This window comes from Lentibacillus kapialis, from assembly GCF_014646635.1.
Lineage (GTDB): Bacteria > Bacillota > Bacilli > Bacillales > Amphibacillaceae > Lentibacillus > Lentibacillus kapialis.
Genome location: NZ_BMNQ01000004.1, coordinates 67,761 through 84,775 on the forward strand (window position 1 = coordinate 67,761; position 17,015 = coordinate 84,775).

Annotated in this window: 13 protein-coding genes and 1 other annotated feature (1 of these 14 only partly in view); all 13 genes read right to left on the bottom strand. The window is 43.9% G+C overall.

Annotated features, from left to right (window positions below; genetic code table 11):
• Positions 1–76: 76 nt before the first annotated feature.
• The 13 genes from pyrE to ileS all read right to left on the bottom strand — a co-directional run bounded on the left by pyrE (position 77) and on the right by ileS (position 16,753).
• Positions 77–691, bottom strand: coding sequence for an orotate phosphoribosyltransferase (gene pyrE, locus IEW67_RS03185; protein WP_188631612.1), 615 nt, complete (start codon positions 689–691; stop codon positions 77–79).
• The gene (gene pyrF, locus IEW67_RS03190) at positions 675–1,391 is read right to left on the bottom strand and encodes an orotidine-5'-phosphate decarboxylase (RefSeq protein ID WP_188631613.1); all 717 of its coding nucleotides are present in this window, start codon (positions 1,389–1,391) and stop codon (positions 675–677) included. Before pyrF ends, pyrE begins: the two co-directional genes overlap by 17 nt.
• Entirely contained in the window at positions 1,388–2,302 is a 915-nt protein-coding gene (locus IEW67_RS03195; RefSeq protein ID WP_188631614.1) for a dihydroorotate dehydrogenase, read from the bottom strand. Before IEW67_RS03195 ends, pyrF begins: the two co-directional genes overlap by 4 nt.
• Positions 2,299–3,051 (bottom strand): dihydroorotate dehydrogenase electron transfer subunit, encoded by a 753-nt coding sequence (locus IEW67_RS03200; RefSeq protein WP_188631615.1) that lies wholly within the window; start codon positions 3,049–3,051, stop codon positions 2,299–2,301. Before IEW67_RS03200 ends, IEW67_RS03195 begins: the two co-directional genes overlap by 4 nt.
• Positions 3,048–6,248 (bottom strand): carbamoyl-phosphate synthase large subunit, encoded by a 3,201-nt coding sequence (carB, locus tag IEW67_RS03205; protein WP_188631616.1) that lies wholly within the window; start codon positions 6,246–6,248, stop codon positions 3,048–3,050. Before carB ends, IEW67_RS03200 begins: the two co-directional genes overlap by 4 nt.
• Entirely contained in the window at positions 6,241–7,335 is a 1,095-nt protein-coding gene (locus IEW67_RS03210) for a carbamoyl phosphate synthase small subunit (RefSeq protein ID WP_188631617.1), read from the bottom strand. The genes carB and IEW67_RS03210 overlap by 8 nt, the downstream gene beginning before the upstream one ends.
• Complete coding sequence (gene pyrC / locus IEW67_RS03215) at positions 7,328–8,611, bottom strand: dihydroorotase (protein ID WP_188631618.1); 1,284 nt, start codon at positions 8,609–8,611, stop codon at positions 7,328–7,330. The genes IEW67_RS03210 and pyrC overlap by 8 nt, the downstream gene beginning before the upstream one ends.
• Positions 8,571–9,494: an aspartate carbamoyltransferase catalytic subunit gene (locus tag IEW67_RS03220; protein ID WP_188631619.1), complete on the bottom strand. Its 924-nt coding sequence runs from the start codon at positions 9,492–9,494 to the stop codon at positions 8,571–8,573. Before IEW67_RS03220 ends, pyrC begins: the two co-directional genes overlap by 41 nt.
• 32 nt (positions 9,495–9,526) lie before the next feature.
• Positions 9,527–10,912 carry a solute carrier family 23 protein gene (locus tag IEW67_RS03225; protein ID WP_188631620.1) on the bottom strand — a complete coding sequence of 462 codons (1,386 nt, stop codon included), beginning with the start codon at positions 10,910–10,912 and terminating at the stop codon, positions 9,527–9,529.
• Between the two features lie 460 nt (positions 10,913–11,372).
• Positions 11,373–11,915 (bottom strand): bifunctional pyr operon transcriptional regulator/uracil phosphoribosyltransferase PyrR, encoded by a 543-nt coding sequence (gene pyrR / locus IEW67_RS03230; RefSeq protein WP_188631674.1) that lies wholly within the window; start codon positions 11,913–11,915, stop codon positions 11,373–11,375.
• Positions 11,916–12,077: 162 nt separating this feature from the next.
• Positions 12,078–12,992: an RluA family pseudouridine synthase gene (locus tag IEW67_RS03235; RefSeq protein WP_188631621.1), complete on the bottom strand. Its 915-nt coding sequence runs from the start codon at positions 12,990–12,992 to the stop codon at positions 12,078–12,080.
• Complete coding sequence (lspA, locus tag IEW67_RS03240) at positions 12,976–13,455, bottom strand: signal peptidase II (RefSeq protein WP_188631622.1); 480 nt, start codon at positions 13,453–13,455, stop codon at positions 12,976–12,978. The genes IEW67_RS03235 and lspA overlap by 17 nt, the downstream gene beginning before the upstream one ends.
• Before the next feature lie 541 nt (positions 13,456–13,996).
• Positions 13,997–16,753, bottom strand: a complete 2,757-nt coding sequence (ileS, locus tag IEW67_RS03245) for an isoleucine--tRNA ligase (protein WP_188631623.1) — start codon at positions 16,751–16,753, stop codon at positions 13,997–13,999.
• A 144-nt stretch (positions 16,754–16,897) separates the two neighbouring features.
• Positions 16,898–17,015, bottom strand: a binding site (T-box leader); it runs 108 nt beyond the window's last position.

Consider the following 17,015-nt stretch of genomic DNA (forward strand, 5'->3'; position numbering starts at 1 on the left):
ATAAATAATGGTTATACGTTATGATTATAATACAAATGAATACTTATGCATATAGGATGCTGCCTATTCAAAAAAGTTAAACACTGAGACGCCACTGTTCCAATTCGTGTTGTTCAGCCTTGCTGATAATACCATCCAGCGATAATAATTTAAGGATTTCATCATAACTTGTAATGGCCTGACATGTTAATTGTGCGTCAGTAAATTCCTGCTTCGCTTTTTCAAGGCCATACGTGAATATAGCCAGTATCCCGAGTATGTTGGCACCCGCACCTTTCAACACGTTGGCAACTTCAATCGACGAGCCGCCTGTTGATATGAGATCCTCAATAACGACAACTCGCTGCTCTTTTTCAATCTTACCTTCAATTTGGTTTTCATTGCCGTGGTCTTTCGGTTTCGATCTCACATAAACCATAGGAAGATTCAGTTTTTGAGCAACTAAGGCTGCATGTGGAATACCGGCAGTTGCGCAACCAGCGATAACATCCGGTTTCCATTCCATTTGTTCAATTTGTTCAACGAATGCATCTGCAATTTTACTCCGAATGCTCGGGTATGACATCGTCAGTCGATTATCACAATAGATGGGCGATTTAATACCAGAGGTCCAGGTAAAATAATGGTCAGGTCGGATCTGTACAGCGTTTATATGAAGCAATCCCCGTGCTATTTCATAACTTAACCCCATATAACCACTCCTTTTCCACTTTTTCATACGCCGCTTTTGGCTCTTTGGCATTCGTGATGGTCCTTCCGACAACGAGCATATCTGCGCCGCCTTCACGGGCAGCAGCTGGTGTCGCAACCCGTTTTTGATCATCATCCGGAGACTCCGCGAGCCGTATTCCCGGTGTTACGGTCAAAAATGACTTGCCGCACATATCCTTGATCTTCTTGGCTTCATGAGCTGCGCAGACTACACCATCTGCACCGTTTTTAGCAGCCAATTCAGATAAATGCAGGATATTATCTTGCAGATTTCCTTCTATCTTCATTTCACGGTTTAAGATATGATTATCCATAGATGTGAGTATGGTGACGGCGAGTAATTTTGGAATTACGCCGACTGCTACACCTGCCATTAACCCTTCTTTTGCCCGCTTAATCATATCACCTCCTCCAAGTGCATGAACATTCACCATGTCAACACCAAGTCCGGCCAGGTTTTTCATAGCTCTTTCAACAGTTATTGGGATATCATGAAGCTTCAGGTCAAGAAATATGTCATGACCATTTTGCTTCAACAGTTCAATCAATCGGGGGCCTTCACGGTAAAAGAGTTCCATGCCAACCTTGACCGGAACGCCTTGCAGTTCATTCTGGTCGATAAAACTTCTTGCTTCATCCAACGTTGGAAAGTCCAGCGCCAGGAATATTTTGTTCGTCATCTTCTATGCCCCTTTCCAACAGCGTCTGTAACGGATGTGAATCCGTATTGTTGCAATACATATGGCAAGTTTTCAATGATATCGGGGCAAGCATTTGGATTTTGAAAATTTGCTGTACCGACAGCTACAGCGTTCGCTCCTGCGAGTAGAAATTCCAATACATCTTCAGCTGTTGAAATGCCGCCCATACCTATAATTGGAATTGAAACATACTGCCTTGCTTCATATATCATCCGGATGGCGATAGGTTTGAGCGCTCTGCCCGACATGCCTCCCGTTTGATTCGCCAATAATGGTTCCCTGCCAGTCAGATTAATTTGCATGCCCGTTATCGTATTGATCATAGATAGGCCATCCGCCCCTGCTGCTTCAACCGCCTTAGCCATCCCCACAATGTCCGAAATGTTGGGTGAAAGTTTAACATAAACAGGCAAATGACTGACAGCCTTAACCTTTTCAGTTACGTCAGCCGCCATGTCAGGATCTGTTCCAAACTGAATGCCGCCTTCTGTCACATTTGGACAAGAAATATTTAATTCCAGTGCCTTCACTGCCTCAGCATTGTTGAATGCTAAAGCTACCTTCACATATTCATCAGCTGTGCTTCCTGCGACATTGGCAATAACCGGCACATTATACTTGGCAAGGAAAGGGACTTCATTTGCTATAATTTTTTCCGCACCGGGGTTCTGCAATCCGATGGCATTCAACATTCCGGATGGTGTCTCGGCAACCCGTGGTGTTTTATTGCCATAGCGGGCGTCACCAGTTGCGGCTTTCATGATCACCGCGCCAAGTTTTTTCAAATCGTAAAATTCACTATACTCCCGGCCAAATCCAAAACAACCAGAAGCAGGCATCACAGGATTTTTTAAGTTCAAGCCGGGAAGTTCTACACATAATTGCGTCATAACACCACCTCATTTGCTGCAAAAACCGGGCCATCGGAGCAAATTTTCCGATAACCTCCTTCAGTATCTGAGGGTATGACACAGGCAAAACACGCGCCAATCCCACATCCCAATCGTTCTTCAAGCGATATGGTACCTGACTGATCTCCCAATTTATTTATAACTGACTGGAGCATTGGAATCGGACCACAGGAAAAATAATGATCAAATTTTCCACTTTGATCCAATACATCCGTCACCAACCCCTGATAGCCATAACTGCCATCATCGGTCACAATGTATGTTTTCCCAAGCTCCTGAAATTTTTCTTCATAAAAAACCTGGTTTTCTGTCTGGAAACCAAGAATAGCTTTTACGTGAATACCACTGTGCCTGAGTTCTTTACCTAAGCAATATAAAGGGGGGATACCAATGCCGCCGCCAACCAATAACGCCGAGCTCATCGAGGTTTTATATGTGAACCCGTTCCCAGCTGGACCAATGGCACTCACGCTCATACCAGCTTCCAAAGAAGCTAACCGCTTTGTACCATCTCCGATCCGTTTAAACAAAATAGTAATGGTACCTTTATCACGGGCAACCTCCGCTATGGATATAGGCCTTCTTAGTGTATGACCATCCACAAATAAATGCAGAAACTGTCCCGGCACAGCCGCTGTCGCAATATATTCATTCGCCAGCGACATTTCAAATATATCCAAAGCAATTTCACGCACTGATGTCACAATCATTTCTGTACACTTCTTCATATCAAAACCGCCCGTCTATCAATCATCGGCTGCGCGCTGAATGTTGTCGCATCAATGACGTTCAATATGGCCGCTGCAGTATCGAGATTGGTCATACACACGATACCATGTTCCACTGATTCACGCCTGATCATAAACCCGTCAGAACGCGGCTTTTTGCCTGATGTCAGTGTATTAACGACAATCTGTACCTCACCATTTTCAATAACCGAGAGGACATTTTGTTCTGAAGATCCGATTTTTCCAACGTGTGTCACAGGAATGCCCGCTTTATTCATATAAGCCGCTGTACCTTCTGTTGCAAACAACTGGAATCCAAGGTGATGAAATCTTTCCGCGATTTGAAGGCTTTCAGATTTATCCTTATCTGCCACTGTCAGGAGTACAGCGCCTTCCTGAGGAACGGACAATCCGGCTGCGATCAAGCCTTTGTAAAGTGCTTTTTCTAGCGTTTGGTCATGACCGATTGCTTCACCTGTCGATTTCATTTCGGGTCCCAATATAGTATCAACACTGCGTAGCTTTTCAAACGAGAAGACAGGCACTTTGACAGAAATAGTATCCTGTTCGGATAAAATCCCGGAATCATACCCCATGTCGGATAATAGCTCACCTAAAATGCATCGTGTCGCTAGATTAGCCATCGTTACACCGGTAATCTTACTCAGAAACGGAATTGTTCTGCTTGCACGCGGATTCACTTCAAGTACATAAACATCATCTTCGCGTATTATAAATTGAATGTTGATAAGTCCTTTCACACGTAACTCACGGGCTATTTTTTCTGTTGCATCCATACACTTTTGTTTCACAGTCTCACTAAGCCGCTGTGGTGGATAGACGGCAATAGAGTCACCTGAATGGACACCCGCCCGCTCAATATGCTCCATAACACCGGGTACGATAACCGTTTCACCATCACTGATGGCATCAACTTCCACTTCAATTCCTGTAATATATTTATCAATCAGGATAGGATGCGCGTTGTCCGCTCCATTTGATTTAGCCAAATACTGATGAAGCTCATCATCGTCATAAACAATTTCCATACGGCTTCCCCCAATGACATATGAAGGCCGTACCAGTACGGGATAGCCGATATTATGTGCCGCTGCTTCAGCCTGATCGAGTTTTGGCACAGTTTTTCCTTTCGGGCGCAGTAATTTCAAGTCATTCAGGAGCTGTTCGAATTGATCTCTGTCTTCTGCCTTGTCAATTGCCTCCATATCAGTACCTAAGATATTTACACCGCGTCGCTTAAGCCCTTCAGCCAAATTAATCGCTGTCTGACCACCGAACTGAACAATCACCCCTTCAGGTTGTTCAAGATTTATAACATGCATGACATCTTCCAGTGTGAGTGGTTCGAAATACAGCTTATCCGAAATGCTGAAATCAGTTGAAACTGTTTCCGGGTTATTGTTCATAATAATGGCTTCATAACCCATCTCCTTAATCGCAAGGACAGAGTGCACCGTTGCATAATCAAACTCAATCCCCTGACCAATCCGAATTGGACCCGATCCAAGAACAAGTATTTTTTTCCGATCTGATTTCAGTGACTCATTTTCATCTTCATAACTGCTGTAAAAATATGGTGTTTCCGACTCAAATTCCGCAGCACATGTATCGACCATTTTATAGACTGGAGCTATATTATTGTCCATGCGTAAATCATAAATATCATCGACGGTTGCACGCCAGAGTCTCGCTATATGTGTATCCGAGAGCCCTGATTGCTTGGCTTCTATTAAAGCGTCCGGCAGAAACCTTTTCTCACTTACCTTGGTTTCCAAGTTAATCAGTTGCTCAATCTTAGCTAAAAAGAATCGGTCTATTTTCGTCAGCTCCCAGATCTCCTCAACCGTTAATTCCCGCCGGAAAACTTCGGCCAAGACGAACAGCCGCTCATCATCCGCTTTTATTAGACGGTTTTTCAATTCCTCAACGGGGGCATCCGCCAAATTAGGTAGCCATAATTCTTCTGCCCCGACATCAAGCGACCGGACTCCTTTTAGAAGTGATTCCTCAATAGTGCGACCGATTGCCATAATTTCTCCGGTTGCTTTCATTTGTGTGCCAAGGTAACGGTTGCCGGTTACGAATTTATCAAACGGAAAGCGCGGAATTTTTGTAACCACATAATCAAGAGCTGGTTCAAAACAGGCGTACGTTGTCCCGGTAATCGGATTAATGATTTCATCCAATGTAAAGCCTGCTGCAATTTTAGCTGCCATTTTGGCAATCGGATAACCGGTTGCTTTGGAGGCAAGCGCTGAAGATCTGCTCACTCGCGGGTTCACTTCGATTACATAGTAGGTAAAACTGTCGGGATCAAGCGCCAGTTGAACATTGCACCCGCCTTCAATATCCAGTGCTCGGATAATTTTCAATGAGGCGTTCCTCAACAGCTGATTTTCACGATCGCTGAGCGTTTGGGATGGTGCCACAACAACTGAGTCACCAGTATGAATCCCAACCGGATCAACGTTTTCCATATTGCAGACTACAATCGCCTGGTCGTGCTTATCTCGCATGACTTCATATTCAATTTCTTTAAAACCGGCAATATTCTTTTCGATTAAACATTGATGGACAGGAGATAATGCCAGGCCATTGCGTGTAATTTCTTTCAGCTCCCTTTCGTCATAACACATGCCGCCGCCTGTTCCCCCAAGTGTATAGGCAGGACGTACAATCACCGGATAGCCGATATCATGTGCAAAATCATAAGCTTCGGCAACTGAATGAACAATTTGGCTGTCTGGGACGGGCTCATTCAATTCTCCCATTAAAGTCCGGAATTTTTCGCGATCCTCTGCCTGTTCAATGGCATTGAGCGGTGTCCCCAGCAACTCGGTATCATATTCACCCAGAATGCCTGTCTGTTCCAATTCCACAGCCAGATTGAGAGCGGTTTGTCCACCGAGTGTTGGCAGGACCGCATCAGGCTGTTCTTTCCGAATAATTTTAGTCAGAAAGTCAATCGTCAACGGCTCCATATAAATTTGATCTGCTACCGTTACGTCTGTCATGATAGTCGCCGGATTGGAGTTAGCTAGGACAACTGTATACCCTTCCTCTTTTAGTGCTTGACATGCCTGTGAACCGGAATAGTCAAATTCGGCTGCCTGTCCGATTACAATCGGCCCTGAACCGATTACGAGAATTTTTTCAATGGTGGTATTCTTAGGCATATGCATTCTCCTTTTGTTTGGATTCTGAAATCATCTGTATAAAATCATCAAACAAATGCAGTGTATCCTCAGGCCCTGGTGAACCTTCCGGATGGTATTGCACCGAAAAGGCTGGGTATTTTTTATGTCTGATTCCTTCCACCGAATTATCATTCAGTGAAAACTGAGTTAATTCCAACTCTGTTCCCGTTAATGACTCATGTACGATCGCATAACTGTGGTTTTGTGATGTCATAAACGTTTTATTTTTCTCCATATCTTTAACCGGCTGATTAGCACCACGGTGACCCAACGCCATCTTCTCCGTGTCAGCGCCACAGGCAAGTGCAAACAGCTGATGTCCTAGGCAAACTCCAAATAACGGGATTTTCCCCAAAACCGATTTGATCATTGCGACCGGCCCAGTAACATTCTTCGGATTACCCGGTCCATTGGTCAGCATGATACCGTCAGGCTTTAATCGCAGGATATTTTCTGCACTGTAATCATAGGGAACCACGGTTATGTGGCAATTCCGCTTCGTTAATTCACGTAAAATACTATGTTTCATGCCTAAATCCATTAAAACAATCCGCTTGCCTCGACCTGGCACCACATAAGGTTTGACAGTGGATGTGGTTTTGACTTGATCGGTTTGGTCCGGCATGTTTTTCACCATTTCGGTGAGCTTCTCAGTCGGATGAAACGTATCTGTCACCATCGCCTTCATTGTTCCATATTTACGGATGTGTTTCGTCAACTTTCGTGTATCAATTCCTGAAATACCAGGAATATCGTTTGCTTTCAAATAATCATGCAAGGATTCATCACTACGGAAGTTTGACGGATGCTCACTTATTTCTTTAACAACGAGCCCATGAATAAATGGGGTTACTGTTTCAAAATCGTCACGGTTAATACCGCAATTTCCAATGAGCGGATAAGTCATCGTCACAATCTGACCGCAGCCTGAAGGATTCGTCAGAGCCTCTTGGTATCCCGTCATTCCCGTATTAAAAACAACCTCTCCCGTCGAATCAGTGTCAGCTCCAAAACCACTACCTTCGAAAGTTGCTCCATCCTCCAAAACCAGCTGTCGTTTAGTCATCCAATCTCTCCTCATAAACAATTTTCCCTTCTGCAATGGTAGCTAAAGGAATTCCCTGTACTTGCCAGCCATGAAAAGGTGTGTTTTTTCCTCTTGAATAAAATGATTGCTTGTCAACAAACGCACGTTTATTCAAATCTACTATTGTCAAATCAGCCATTGCACCTTCCTGAAGCACGCCATAAGGCAGCTGAAATGTGTTAGCCGGCTTAACAGTTATCCAGTCTATCAATTCGCTCAGGGTCACTATTTTCGTTTTGACTAGGTGTGTATATAACAGTGGAAAAGCCGTTTCCAGACCGACAATACCGAATGGTGCGTGACGAAATCCTGATGCTTTTTCCTTTTCTGCATGGGGTGCATGGTCGGTTGCAATAAAATCGATAGTTTCATCAAGTAAACCGTCGATTAATGCCTGCTGGTCAGCTTTACTGCGCAATGGCGGATTCATTTTAAAATCAGCATTGTCTTCTTTAACCGATTCTTCGTTCAACAACAAATGGTGTGGCGTTACTTCAGCCGTTACTTGAATACCAGCCTTTTTCGCATCACGAATAATGCGTACTGATTCCTTTGTACTCACATGGCAAACGTGATAGTGGCAACCCGTTTCCTCAGCCAACAGCACATCCCGGGCGATCTGGATCGACTCACTCAATGATGAAATGCCAGGCAATCCGAGACGTTTACTTACCTCCCCACTGTGAACGACACCATCATACACAAGTGAATTATCTTCGCAATGCGCAACAACCGGCTTGCCATTGACTGCAGCTTCACGCATCGCCTGTAGCATGAAATCAGCTGTCTGGATACCCACACCATCATCAGTAAATGCAAATGCACCGTTCTCAGCAAGATCTGATATGTCAGTTAATTCCATACCTTCTAAATTTTTCGTAATGGATGCGTAAGGCAGTACACGCACACAGGCATCCGCCTTTATTTTATTCAATAATATCTGGAGCGTATCCGTATTATCTGGTACAGGGTTTGTATTCGGCATCGCACATACCGTTGTAAAGCCACCGCGTGCTGCCGCTTCTGTACCGGTTTTGATTGTCTCCTTATGTTCTCCTCCTGGTTCACGTAAATGTATGTGAACATCGAGAAAACCCGGAAATACCATGTTTTGCTGACAATCGATCCGTTTATCGGCATCTGTATTAATGTCAGGCGCTATTTTTCTAATTTTGTTCTTTTCTATTAAAATATCACATTGTTCTGTGTCATTATCACGTCGCAATTGTCTGGCATTTTTCAGTAAAATTTTCATGATTGCCTCCCCATTGATTCAGCAGGATTGTTATAATGGCCATTCGCGTGTATACACCGTTTTCCATTTGTTTAAAAATTCTTGAACGATCGCACTCAACTAATCTGGTATCCATTTCAACACCGCGATTAACCGGCGCCGGGTGCAGAACAATCGCATGATTCTGCATTCGCCGTTCACGATCAATTGTAAGGCCATAGTCGGTGAGGTATGTTCTAGTTTGGTATGGAACTGATGCATGGCGCTCATGCTGGATTCTAAGCAGCATCACGACATCACAACTGTCACATGCTTCATCTATTGACACGTATGGAATATCCCATGATTCATCTTCAAAGCCGGGTGCTGCTGCAAAGCATACATTTGCCCCCAGGGTCGTCAGTGCATAGGCATTGGAACGTGCCACCCTGCTGTGCTTAATATCACCCGCTATAGCTATATTCAAATTTTCAAATGAGCCGAACTCCTGATAGATTGTCAGCAGATCAAGCATCGATTGAGTCGGATGCTCCCCTTTTCCAGCACCGGCATTGATAATTGGGGTTGATATTCTTCCAACCAGTTGATCATGCCAATGATCACATGCATGCCGGACAACCAAAAGATCAGCTCCGATTGCCTCATATGTGCGTGCCGTATCATAAAGCGATTCTCCTTTCACCACACTGGAACCTTCTAAATGAAAATCCAGTGCGTTTATTCCCAGATTCTGTTCCGCCACCTGAAAACTTGTCTTTGTTCGTGTGCTTGGTTCAAAAAACAAGTTGGCTGCAAACTTCCCGCCTTGTATAAAATTCTGTTTGAACCGCATAGCTTCAGCTGTTTCCAGAATGTTATAAATCGAAGCGGCAGAGAGATCACGTGTTGATATAAAGTCCTGCATGATTCATCATCCTTTCCAAAATTGTTTTTAAATCAGGCAGCGTCATCGCGATTTTGATTATTCTTAATGTCACTGTCATCAAACATTGTTCCATTGCCATATCCACTTTCTTTACCGGGTAAGATAAGGTTCAATAAAACACCCATGATGGCCGACAGTGCCATGCCGGCAATTTGCAGATTATCTGATAATTGAATAAATGCCCCGCCGACACCGATTACGAGAATGACGGATGCAATCACAAGGTTTCGCTTATCACTCAGGTCCACTTGGTTATCAATCAGCATTCGCAAGCCATTTGACGCAATTATTCCGAACAATAGAATCGAAACACCGCCCATGACTGCGGATGGGATTGAACTGATAATGGCCGTTACAACCCCGACAAATCCAAAGCAAATTGCCAAAACAGCAGCTCCACCTATGACGAACACACTGAACACCCTAGTGATTGAGAGAACACCAATATTTTCACCGTACGTTGTATTCGGCGGCCCGCCCAGAAAAGAGGCAATCATAGTTGCCACACCATCACCGAGAATCGAACGGTGAAGACCTGGCTTTTTAAGGAAGTTCCGTCCGACCACTTTTGACAGCACCATCTGATCACCGATGTGTTCAGCTATTGTTACAAGTGCTACAGGCACCATCAGCAATACAATTTCACCGCTGGCAACGTCAAACGGTGCGTAATGCACGAACGGTACAAGAAAGTCAGGTGATTGAAAGATTCCTGTCAAAAGTTCGCCAATTGACCCTGCAGATGTTATAGTTGCCCATTCCGCTGTTATTTCCGCGGTATCAACGACACCCTGGAAGATGGCAAATACATAGCCGGAAACAATCCCAATTAAAATCGGTATCAGCCCAAAGAATCCCCGGAAAAATATTGATGCTGCGATGGTTACAGCGAGCGTGAACAACGCAACACTAAAATGTGTACCACTGTATACATTTTCATCCAGACCCGGTACATACATGGACATATCAATTGCAGTTGAAGCAAGGCCCAGGCCGATTACAATAATAACCGGCCCGACAACAATCGGCGGTAAAATCCGCATCAGCCAATTCAGACCCAAAAATCTGATAAGCACCGCAACAACACCATAGACAACCCCTGCCAAAAAAGTTCCAATCATTGCCCCGGATGGTCCACCTGCAGAGCTGGCACCAATAATCGGTGCAATAAAAGCAAAACTTGAACCAAGATACGCCGGAATTTTTCCTTTCGTGATCAATAAATAAGATAATGTTCCCAGACCACTTGAGATAAGCGCTACTGCCGGTGATAACCCTGTCAGAAACGGAACCAGTATCGTCGATCCAAACATCGCGAATAAATGCTGTAAACTTAGCATCACCCACTTCTGCAATTTTGGCTTTTGCTGAACATCCATTACCATTTCCTTGCTCATTTCAATTTCCTCCCTTAATGTATTGAAGTCCGGATCTTGTCACTTACTTAAGACACATTAGAAAAACTCAGCATTCGCTTCGCCTTATAGTGGATGCCGAAGTTTTCTTATAAGGTCATCCATAATTGATACTTTCTGACGTTATAAATCGAGTAGGTGACTAGCCATTATTTGGCTAGTCGACCTCTCACACCACCGTACGTACGGTTCCGTATACGGCGGTTCAATAGCTTTAGTGCACTTTCTTGAAGAGACGGTTTAAATCTTTTAAACCGACCTTTGGCTAACAGTTCCTACTGCCAAGCCTGTAGTGGACTTTCACCACCAAGTTATAGCCCATACCGGGCGCACTAAAAAAACCTCTTTGCGAAAGGCCGCAAAGAGGTATACGTGTGTTGTGAATACACGTTTCCATAGCGACCTTTTAAATCTCTCTGGATCTAATTAAAGGTCAATCTTTTCATTTTTCGTAAATACTTACTTCTTCCTGCTGATCAATTTCGTTCAAGTGAACTACGATGATTTCATCCTCAGAAGTTGGAATATTTTTGCCAACATAATCTGCCCTTATAGGCAGTTCACGATGTCCACGGTCAACTAGTACTCCCAACTGAACCTGGGATGGACGTTCAATGTCCATAACGGCATCCATTGCCGCCCGGACCGTCCTGCCTGTGTAGAGTACATCATCGATTAAAATGACCTTTTTATTTCTTAGTTCCACTTCAATCTTGGATGCTTTCAACTCAGGATCTTCGTTGGAGCTTATCTTCTCAAGATCATCCCTGTATAATGTAATATCCAATTCACCCATTGGCACTGTTATGCCTTCAATCTGTCTAATCTTTTCCTGAAGCCGCCTTGTCAGAGGAACACCCCTTGTTTGAATCCCTATCAAAACAAGGTTGGCACCGCCTTTGTTCTTTTCGACGATTTCATGTGCAATACGCGTCAAAGCTCTCCCCATTGCAGGCTCATCAAGCAGAACTGTTTTTTTCTGCAAGTCCATCACTCCAGACATAAAAAACCCTTCTCTCCAGTGAGAAAAGGGTTCGGACATACGCAGGCGCACGTAACTATTTCCCGTTACCTTATTAGCCTCACTGGACTATATTAAAGGTTCCTAATTCGTTTGAACTAATTATGTCAGACTTAATGCAGATTGTCAATATATATTTTCAGGTGGGAACTGGGCCAACAGCTCCTGAAAATAGGACGGTGGTTCCACCTCGAAATGCATTAGCTCATCTGTTCTCGGATGATTAAACGACAAATATTTAGCATGCAGCGCCTGGCCGCCGATTACCATTGTTTTTCGTTGTCCGTATTTTGGGTCGCCGACAATCGGGAAACCAATATATTTCATGTGGACACGAATTTGGTGTGTACGTCCTGTCTCCAGCTGACATTCAACATGTGTAAAATCTTTATAACGGTTCATAACCCGAAAATGCGTTATAGCAGACTTCCCGTTTTCGCGGACGCCCATCTTTTTCCGATCATTACGATCTCTGCCAATCGGAGCATCTATCATGCCTGTTTCGTGTTCAATGACACCATGCACTATCGCCTCATACCGCCGGTCAATATCTTTTGCCAAAAGTTGCTCTGCTAGCTTATTGTGGGTGTGATCATTTTTAGCAACAACTAAAAGGCCGCTCGTATCTTTGTCAATCCTATGGACTACACCCGGCCGTTCCTCGCCGTTAACATATGACAACGCGTCACAATGATACAACAGTGCGTTCACAAGCGTTCCATGCTGGTGACCCACTGACGGATGAACAACCATCCCTTTTGGTTTATTGACGACTATAAGATCGGTGTCTTCATATTGCACTGACAGTGGTATATTCTCCGCACTGACTGCCAACGACTCTGACTCAGGGACGGTCCATTCGATCACATCGCCATTCTGGCATTTATGATTAGCCTTCACTTGCCGTCCATTCACATGGACATGCCCATCTGTTATCCATGACTGGATCTCTGATCGGGATACATCCGTAATCATGTCCGAGAGTAATTTATCAATTCGTTTATTCGCTTCAATGTCTGTTACATTATACTTTTGCGTCATATTTACGCTTTTCCTTTCGTTCGTCAATAATGGTAATGATAAGGACTAAGATGACGCCAACTACCAAAGATGAATCCGCTATATTGAATATCGGATAGTCATAGCCAAGAATGTTGAAGTCAAAAAAATCCACCACTTCTTTTCGGAACAGCCGATCAATGAAATTTCCGATTGCACCGCCGAGAATCAAACTTATTGCAATTGCCAGGGGTTTACTCTCTCTAGCATGTTTTTGCATGAAATATATAAGACCGATAACGACAATGACTGTAATCACGTAAAAAAAGCCCATTTTCCCCTGCAGGATTCCCCATGCAGCTCCACTATTACGATGTGATGTTAAATTAAAGAAATTCCCAATAACCGTTATCTGTTCACCAAGTTCCATCATGTTCACTACAATCCACTTGGACAACTGGTCAATTACGACAACAAACAGTGCCAGTATGTAATATATAACCATTCCATTTCCTCCGTTTGTCTTATCTCTTAGCTTTTCGTAAAGTACATTTTGGTCCTTTTCATAAACCTTATTGCTCTCTATTCCTCACAGTCGATATAAACTGCGACATACTATGAAACCATATTTGAGTGCTATAATACCGCTCCGGAAACACACGCCGCTTTCCACGGAGGAGTGTATTTCCTCCCCTAAATGTGACCGAATAATTCTCAGGACCATTGAAATATTTAATTAAAAGACCACCATCAGCGTAGGCAGATTACGAAGACTCCTGTGGGAAAAGCACGTGTCTGAAGACCCCGCAGCGGTGGTTTTCCGCGAGAAGGCTGAAGCCGTGCCCACGGAAAGCGAAGTAATCTGCCGGAGCGCTATCATAGTACTCAACCATTAGCACTTACGTCGCAGTTTATGGATTTTGTGACAACAAGCGCAATTTTTTAGTTAACAGCACATTTTGTTTACATTTTAAGGGGACCATAAGTATTTTACCACAAATAACTCAAAAGCGCCTTATCCTATTAAGGGATAGGCGCTTTTGCTTTTAGGCACTGTAATGCTCTTTAACGATAGCGGCACAGCGTGAACACAAATCCGGATGTTCAAGATCACTGCCAACCGTTTCAGAAGCTGTCCAGCAGCGGGCACACGTTTCACCGGGGTGTTTTTCCACTTTCACAGCAACATAACGATATTCTTTCGCATCTGGAGCATCCTCCGTTATATCCGCTCCCGATACAATGAAAAGCTGATGCACATCGGAAATGCCATTAAGCACTTCTTGTGTTTGGGCATCTTTCGGTACCACCGTAATTTTCGCTTCGAGCGATTTTCCGATAACCTTATCTTCCCTGGCCTCCTCCAGTGCTTTCAGGACATCATCACGGATGTTCATAAAGTGATCCCATTTTTCATAAAGCTGATTAAACCCAACAATTTCTCTTGGATTCGGAATGTCAGTCAATTGGACACTTTCTGCTTCAACTCCCGGGATATACTCCCACATTTCATCTGTTGTATGCGGGATGATTGGTGTCAAGAGTTTCACCAAGGTTGTCACGATCTCGTAGTAAGCTGTCTGGATACTGCGACGGTGATGGTCATTGGCTGCTTCGATATATAAAATATCTTTAGCGAAGTCAAGGTAGAACGAACTCAAATCAACTGCACAGAAATTATGAATATATGAGTAGATCGGTGAGTACTCATAAACGTCATAATTGTCTCTTACATTCTTCACCAAGTTCTGCAAACGGTGCAGCATATAACGGTCAACTTCTTCCATTTCCGCCTCAGGAACAGTGTCTTCCATTGGATCAAAATCAGCCAGATTGCCAAGCATAAACCGTACTGTATTACGGATTTTGCGATAGCTTTCAGAAATTTGCTTAAGAATATCATGCGATATCCGAACATCTGCCTGATAGTCAACTGATGAAACCCATAAACGCAAAATATCAATGCCGAGTTGTTTTTGGATTTTTAAAGGGTCCATAACATTGCCAAGTGATTTACTCATCTTACGGCCATTGCCATCCAACGTGAACCCATGGCTGACAATTGTTTCGTAAGGCGCTTTGCCCGTAACTGCCACTGCTGTCGAGATCGATGAGTTAAACCAGCCACGGTATTGGTCGCTCCCTTCCAGATAGAGATCGGCCGGGCGTTTGTGGTCTTCACGTCCCATCAAAACAGCTTCATGGGAGGAGCCTGAATCAAACCAGACATCCATAATATCCGTTTCTTTTGTGAATTTGCCATTTGGACTATGTTCGGATGTAAATCCTTCAGGCAATAGATCTTCTGCCTCTCGTTCAAACCAGATGTTTGAACCATATTCAGCAAATAACTTGGAGACATGTTCAATTGTTTCGTCAGTAATAATCGGCGTTTGATTCTCGGCATAAAACACCGGCATTGGCACGCCCCATGTCCGTTGCCGGGAAATGCACCAGTCCTCGCGATCGCGCACCATGTTATACAAGCGTGTTTCACCCCATGCCGGGTACCAGTTGATCCGATTGATTTCATCAAGAATATCCTGACGGAAATCTTTTATGGATGCAAACCATTGTGAAGTCGCACGGAAAATTGTCGGCTTTTTTGTGCGCCAGTCATGCGGATATGAGTGTGTAATGAACGTCAGCTTTAGCAGTGCACCGGCTTCATCCAATTTTTCAGTAATCTGTTTATTGGCCTTATCATAAAATTCTCCTTCAAAGCCTGGTGCTTCATCGGTAAAATAACCCTGATGGTCTACCGGTGACAGGGGGTCAATACCATACGACCGTGCCATATAGAAATCATCTTCGCCGTGTCCGGGTGCTGTGTGAACACAACCTGTACCGGCATCTGTAGTCACATGATCACCTAGCATTACAAGTGAGTCACGGTCATAAAACGGATGTTTGGCAATGATTTTATCCGCTTCATACCCCTTAAATGTTTTAATGACTTCCGGGCTTTCCCACTCCAGCTCCTCCGTTATTGTTTCCAGCAATTCATGAGCAATCACAAATTTTTCATCCCCGACAGCAACAACGGCATACTCCAATTCCGGGTGGAGTGCAATGCCTAAGTTTGCCGGAATCGTCCAAGGGGTTGTCGTCCAGATGATGAGTCTTTCATCCCCGTCAAGAATTCCTTTGCCGTCTTTCACATTAAAAGCGACATAAATGGAAGGTGACCGTTTATCATGATATTCAATCTCCGCTTCTGCGAGAGCCGACTCAGAAGATGGTGACCAGTAAACGGGTTTGAGTCCCCGATAAATGTAACCTTTTTTAGCCATGTCACCAAAGACTCTGATTTGTGCTGATTCATAATCTTTGTTCAGTGTAATATAAGGGTTATCCCAATCGCCACGGACGCCAAACTTCTTAAATTGTTCGCGCTGATTGTCAAGCTGCCCAATGGCGTATTCAGCACACTTTTGCCGAAATTCGGCAATACTCATTTTTTTGCGATCAACTTTTTTCTTTTTAGTTAGTGCTGTTTCAACTGGCAGGCCATGTGTATCCCAGCCCGGGATATAAGGTGTATGATAGCCGCTCATTGATCTGTATCGGGTAACAAAATCCTTCAATATTTTGTTTAGTGCATGCCCTATATGCAGATCCCCATTGGCATACGGTGGCCCGTCATGCAGAATGAAGAGTGGGCGGCCCTTTGTCCGTTCCAGATCCTTTTCATAAATCCGGTTTTCTTCCCATTTTTTCTGTCGCTCAGGTTCTTTATTTGGCAAATTGCCGCGCATCGGAAACTTGGTCTTAGGCATCAGTAATGTGTCTTTATAATCCAATCTGATTTCCTCCTATTCATCTCATAAACCTTGAATTGTAGAAAAACGCAACATTCGCCTCATCTTATAGAAGATGTCGACGTTTTTCTTATAAGGTCATATAATTTATACCGTCTGACGTTAAAAAGCCTTCTCAATCCCAAAAAAAGGGACGAGAAGGCTCGCGGTACCACCCTTATAAATTTAAAATCGCAGGTTAATCAATTTAAATTCACTTAAGATCCGTAACGTGAATAAACCGTCCATCCCTACTTGCTTTCAG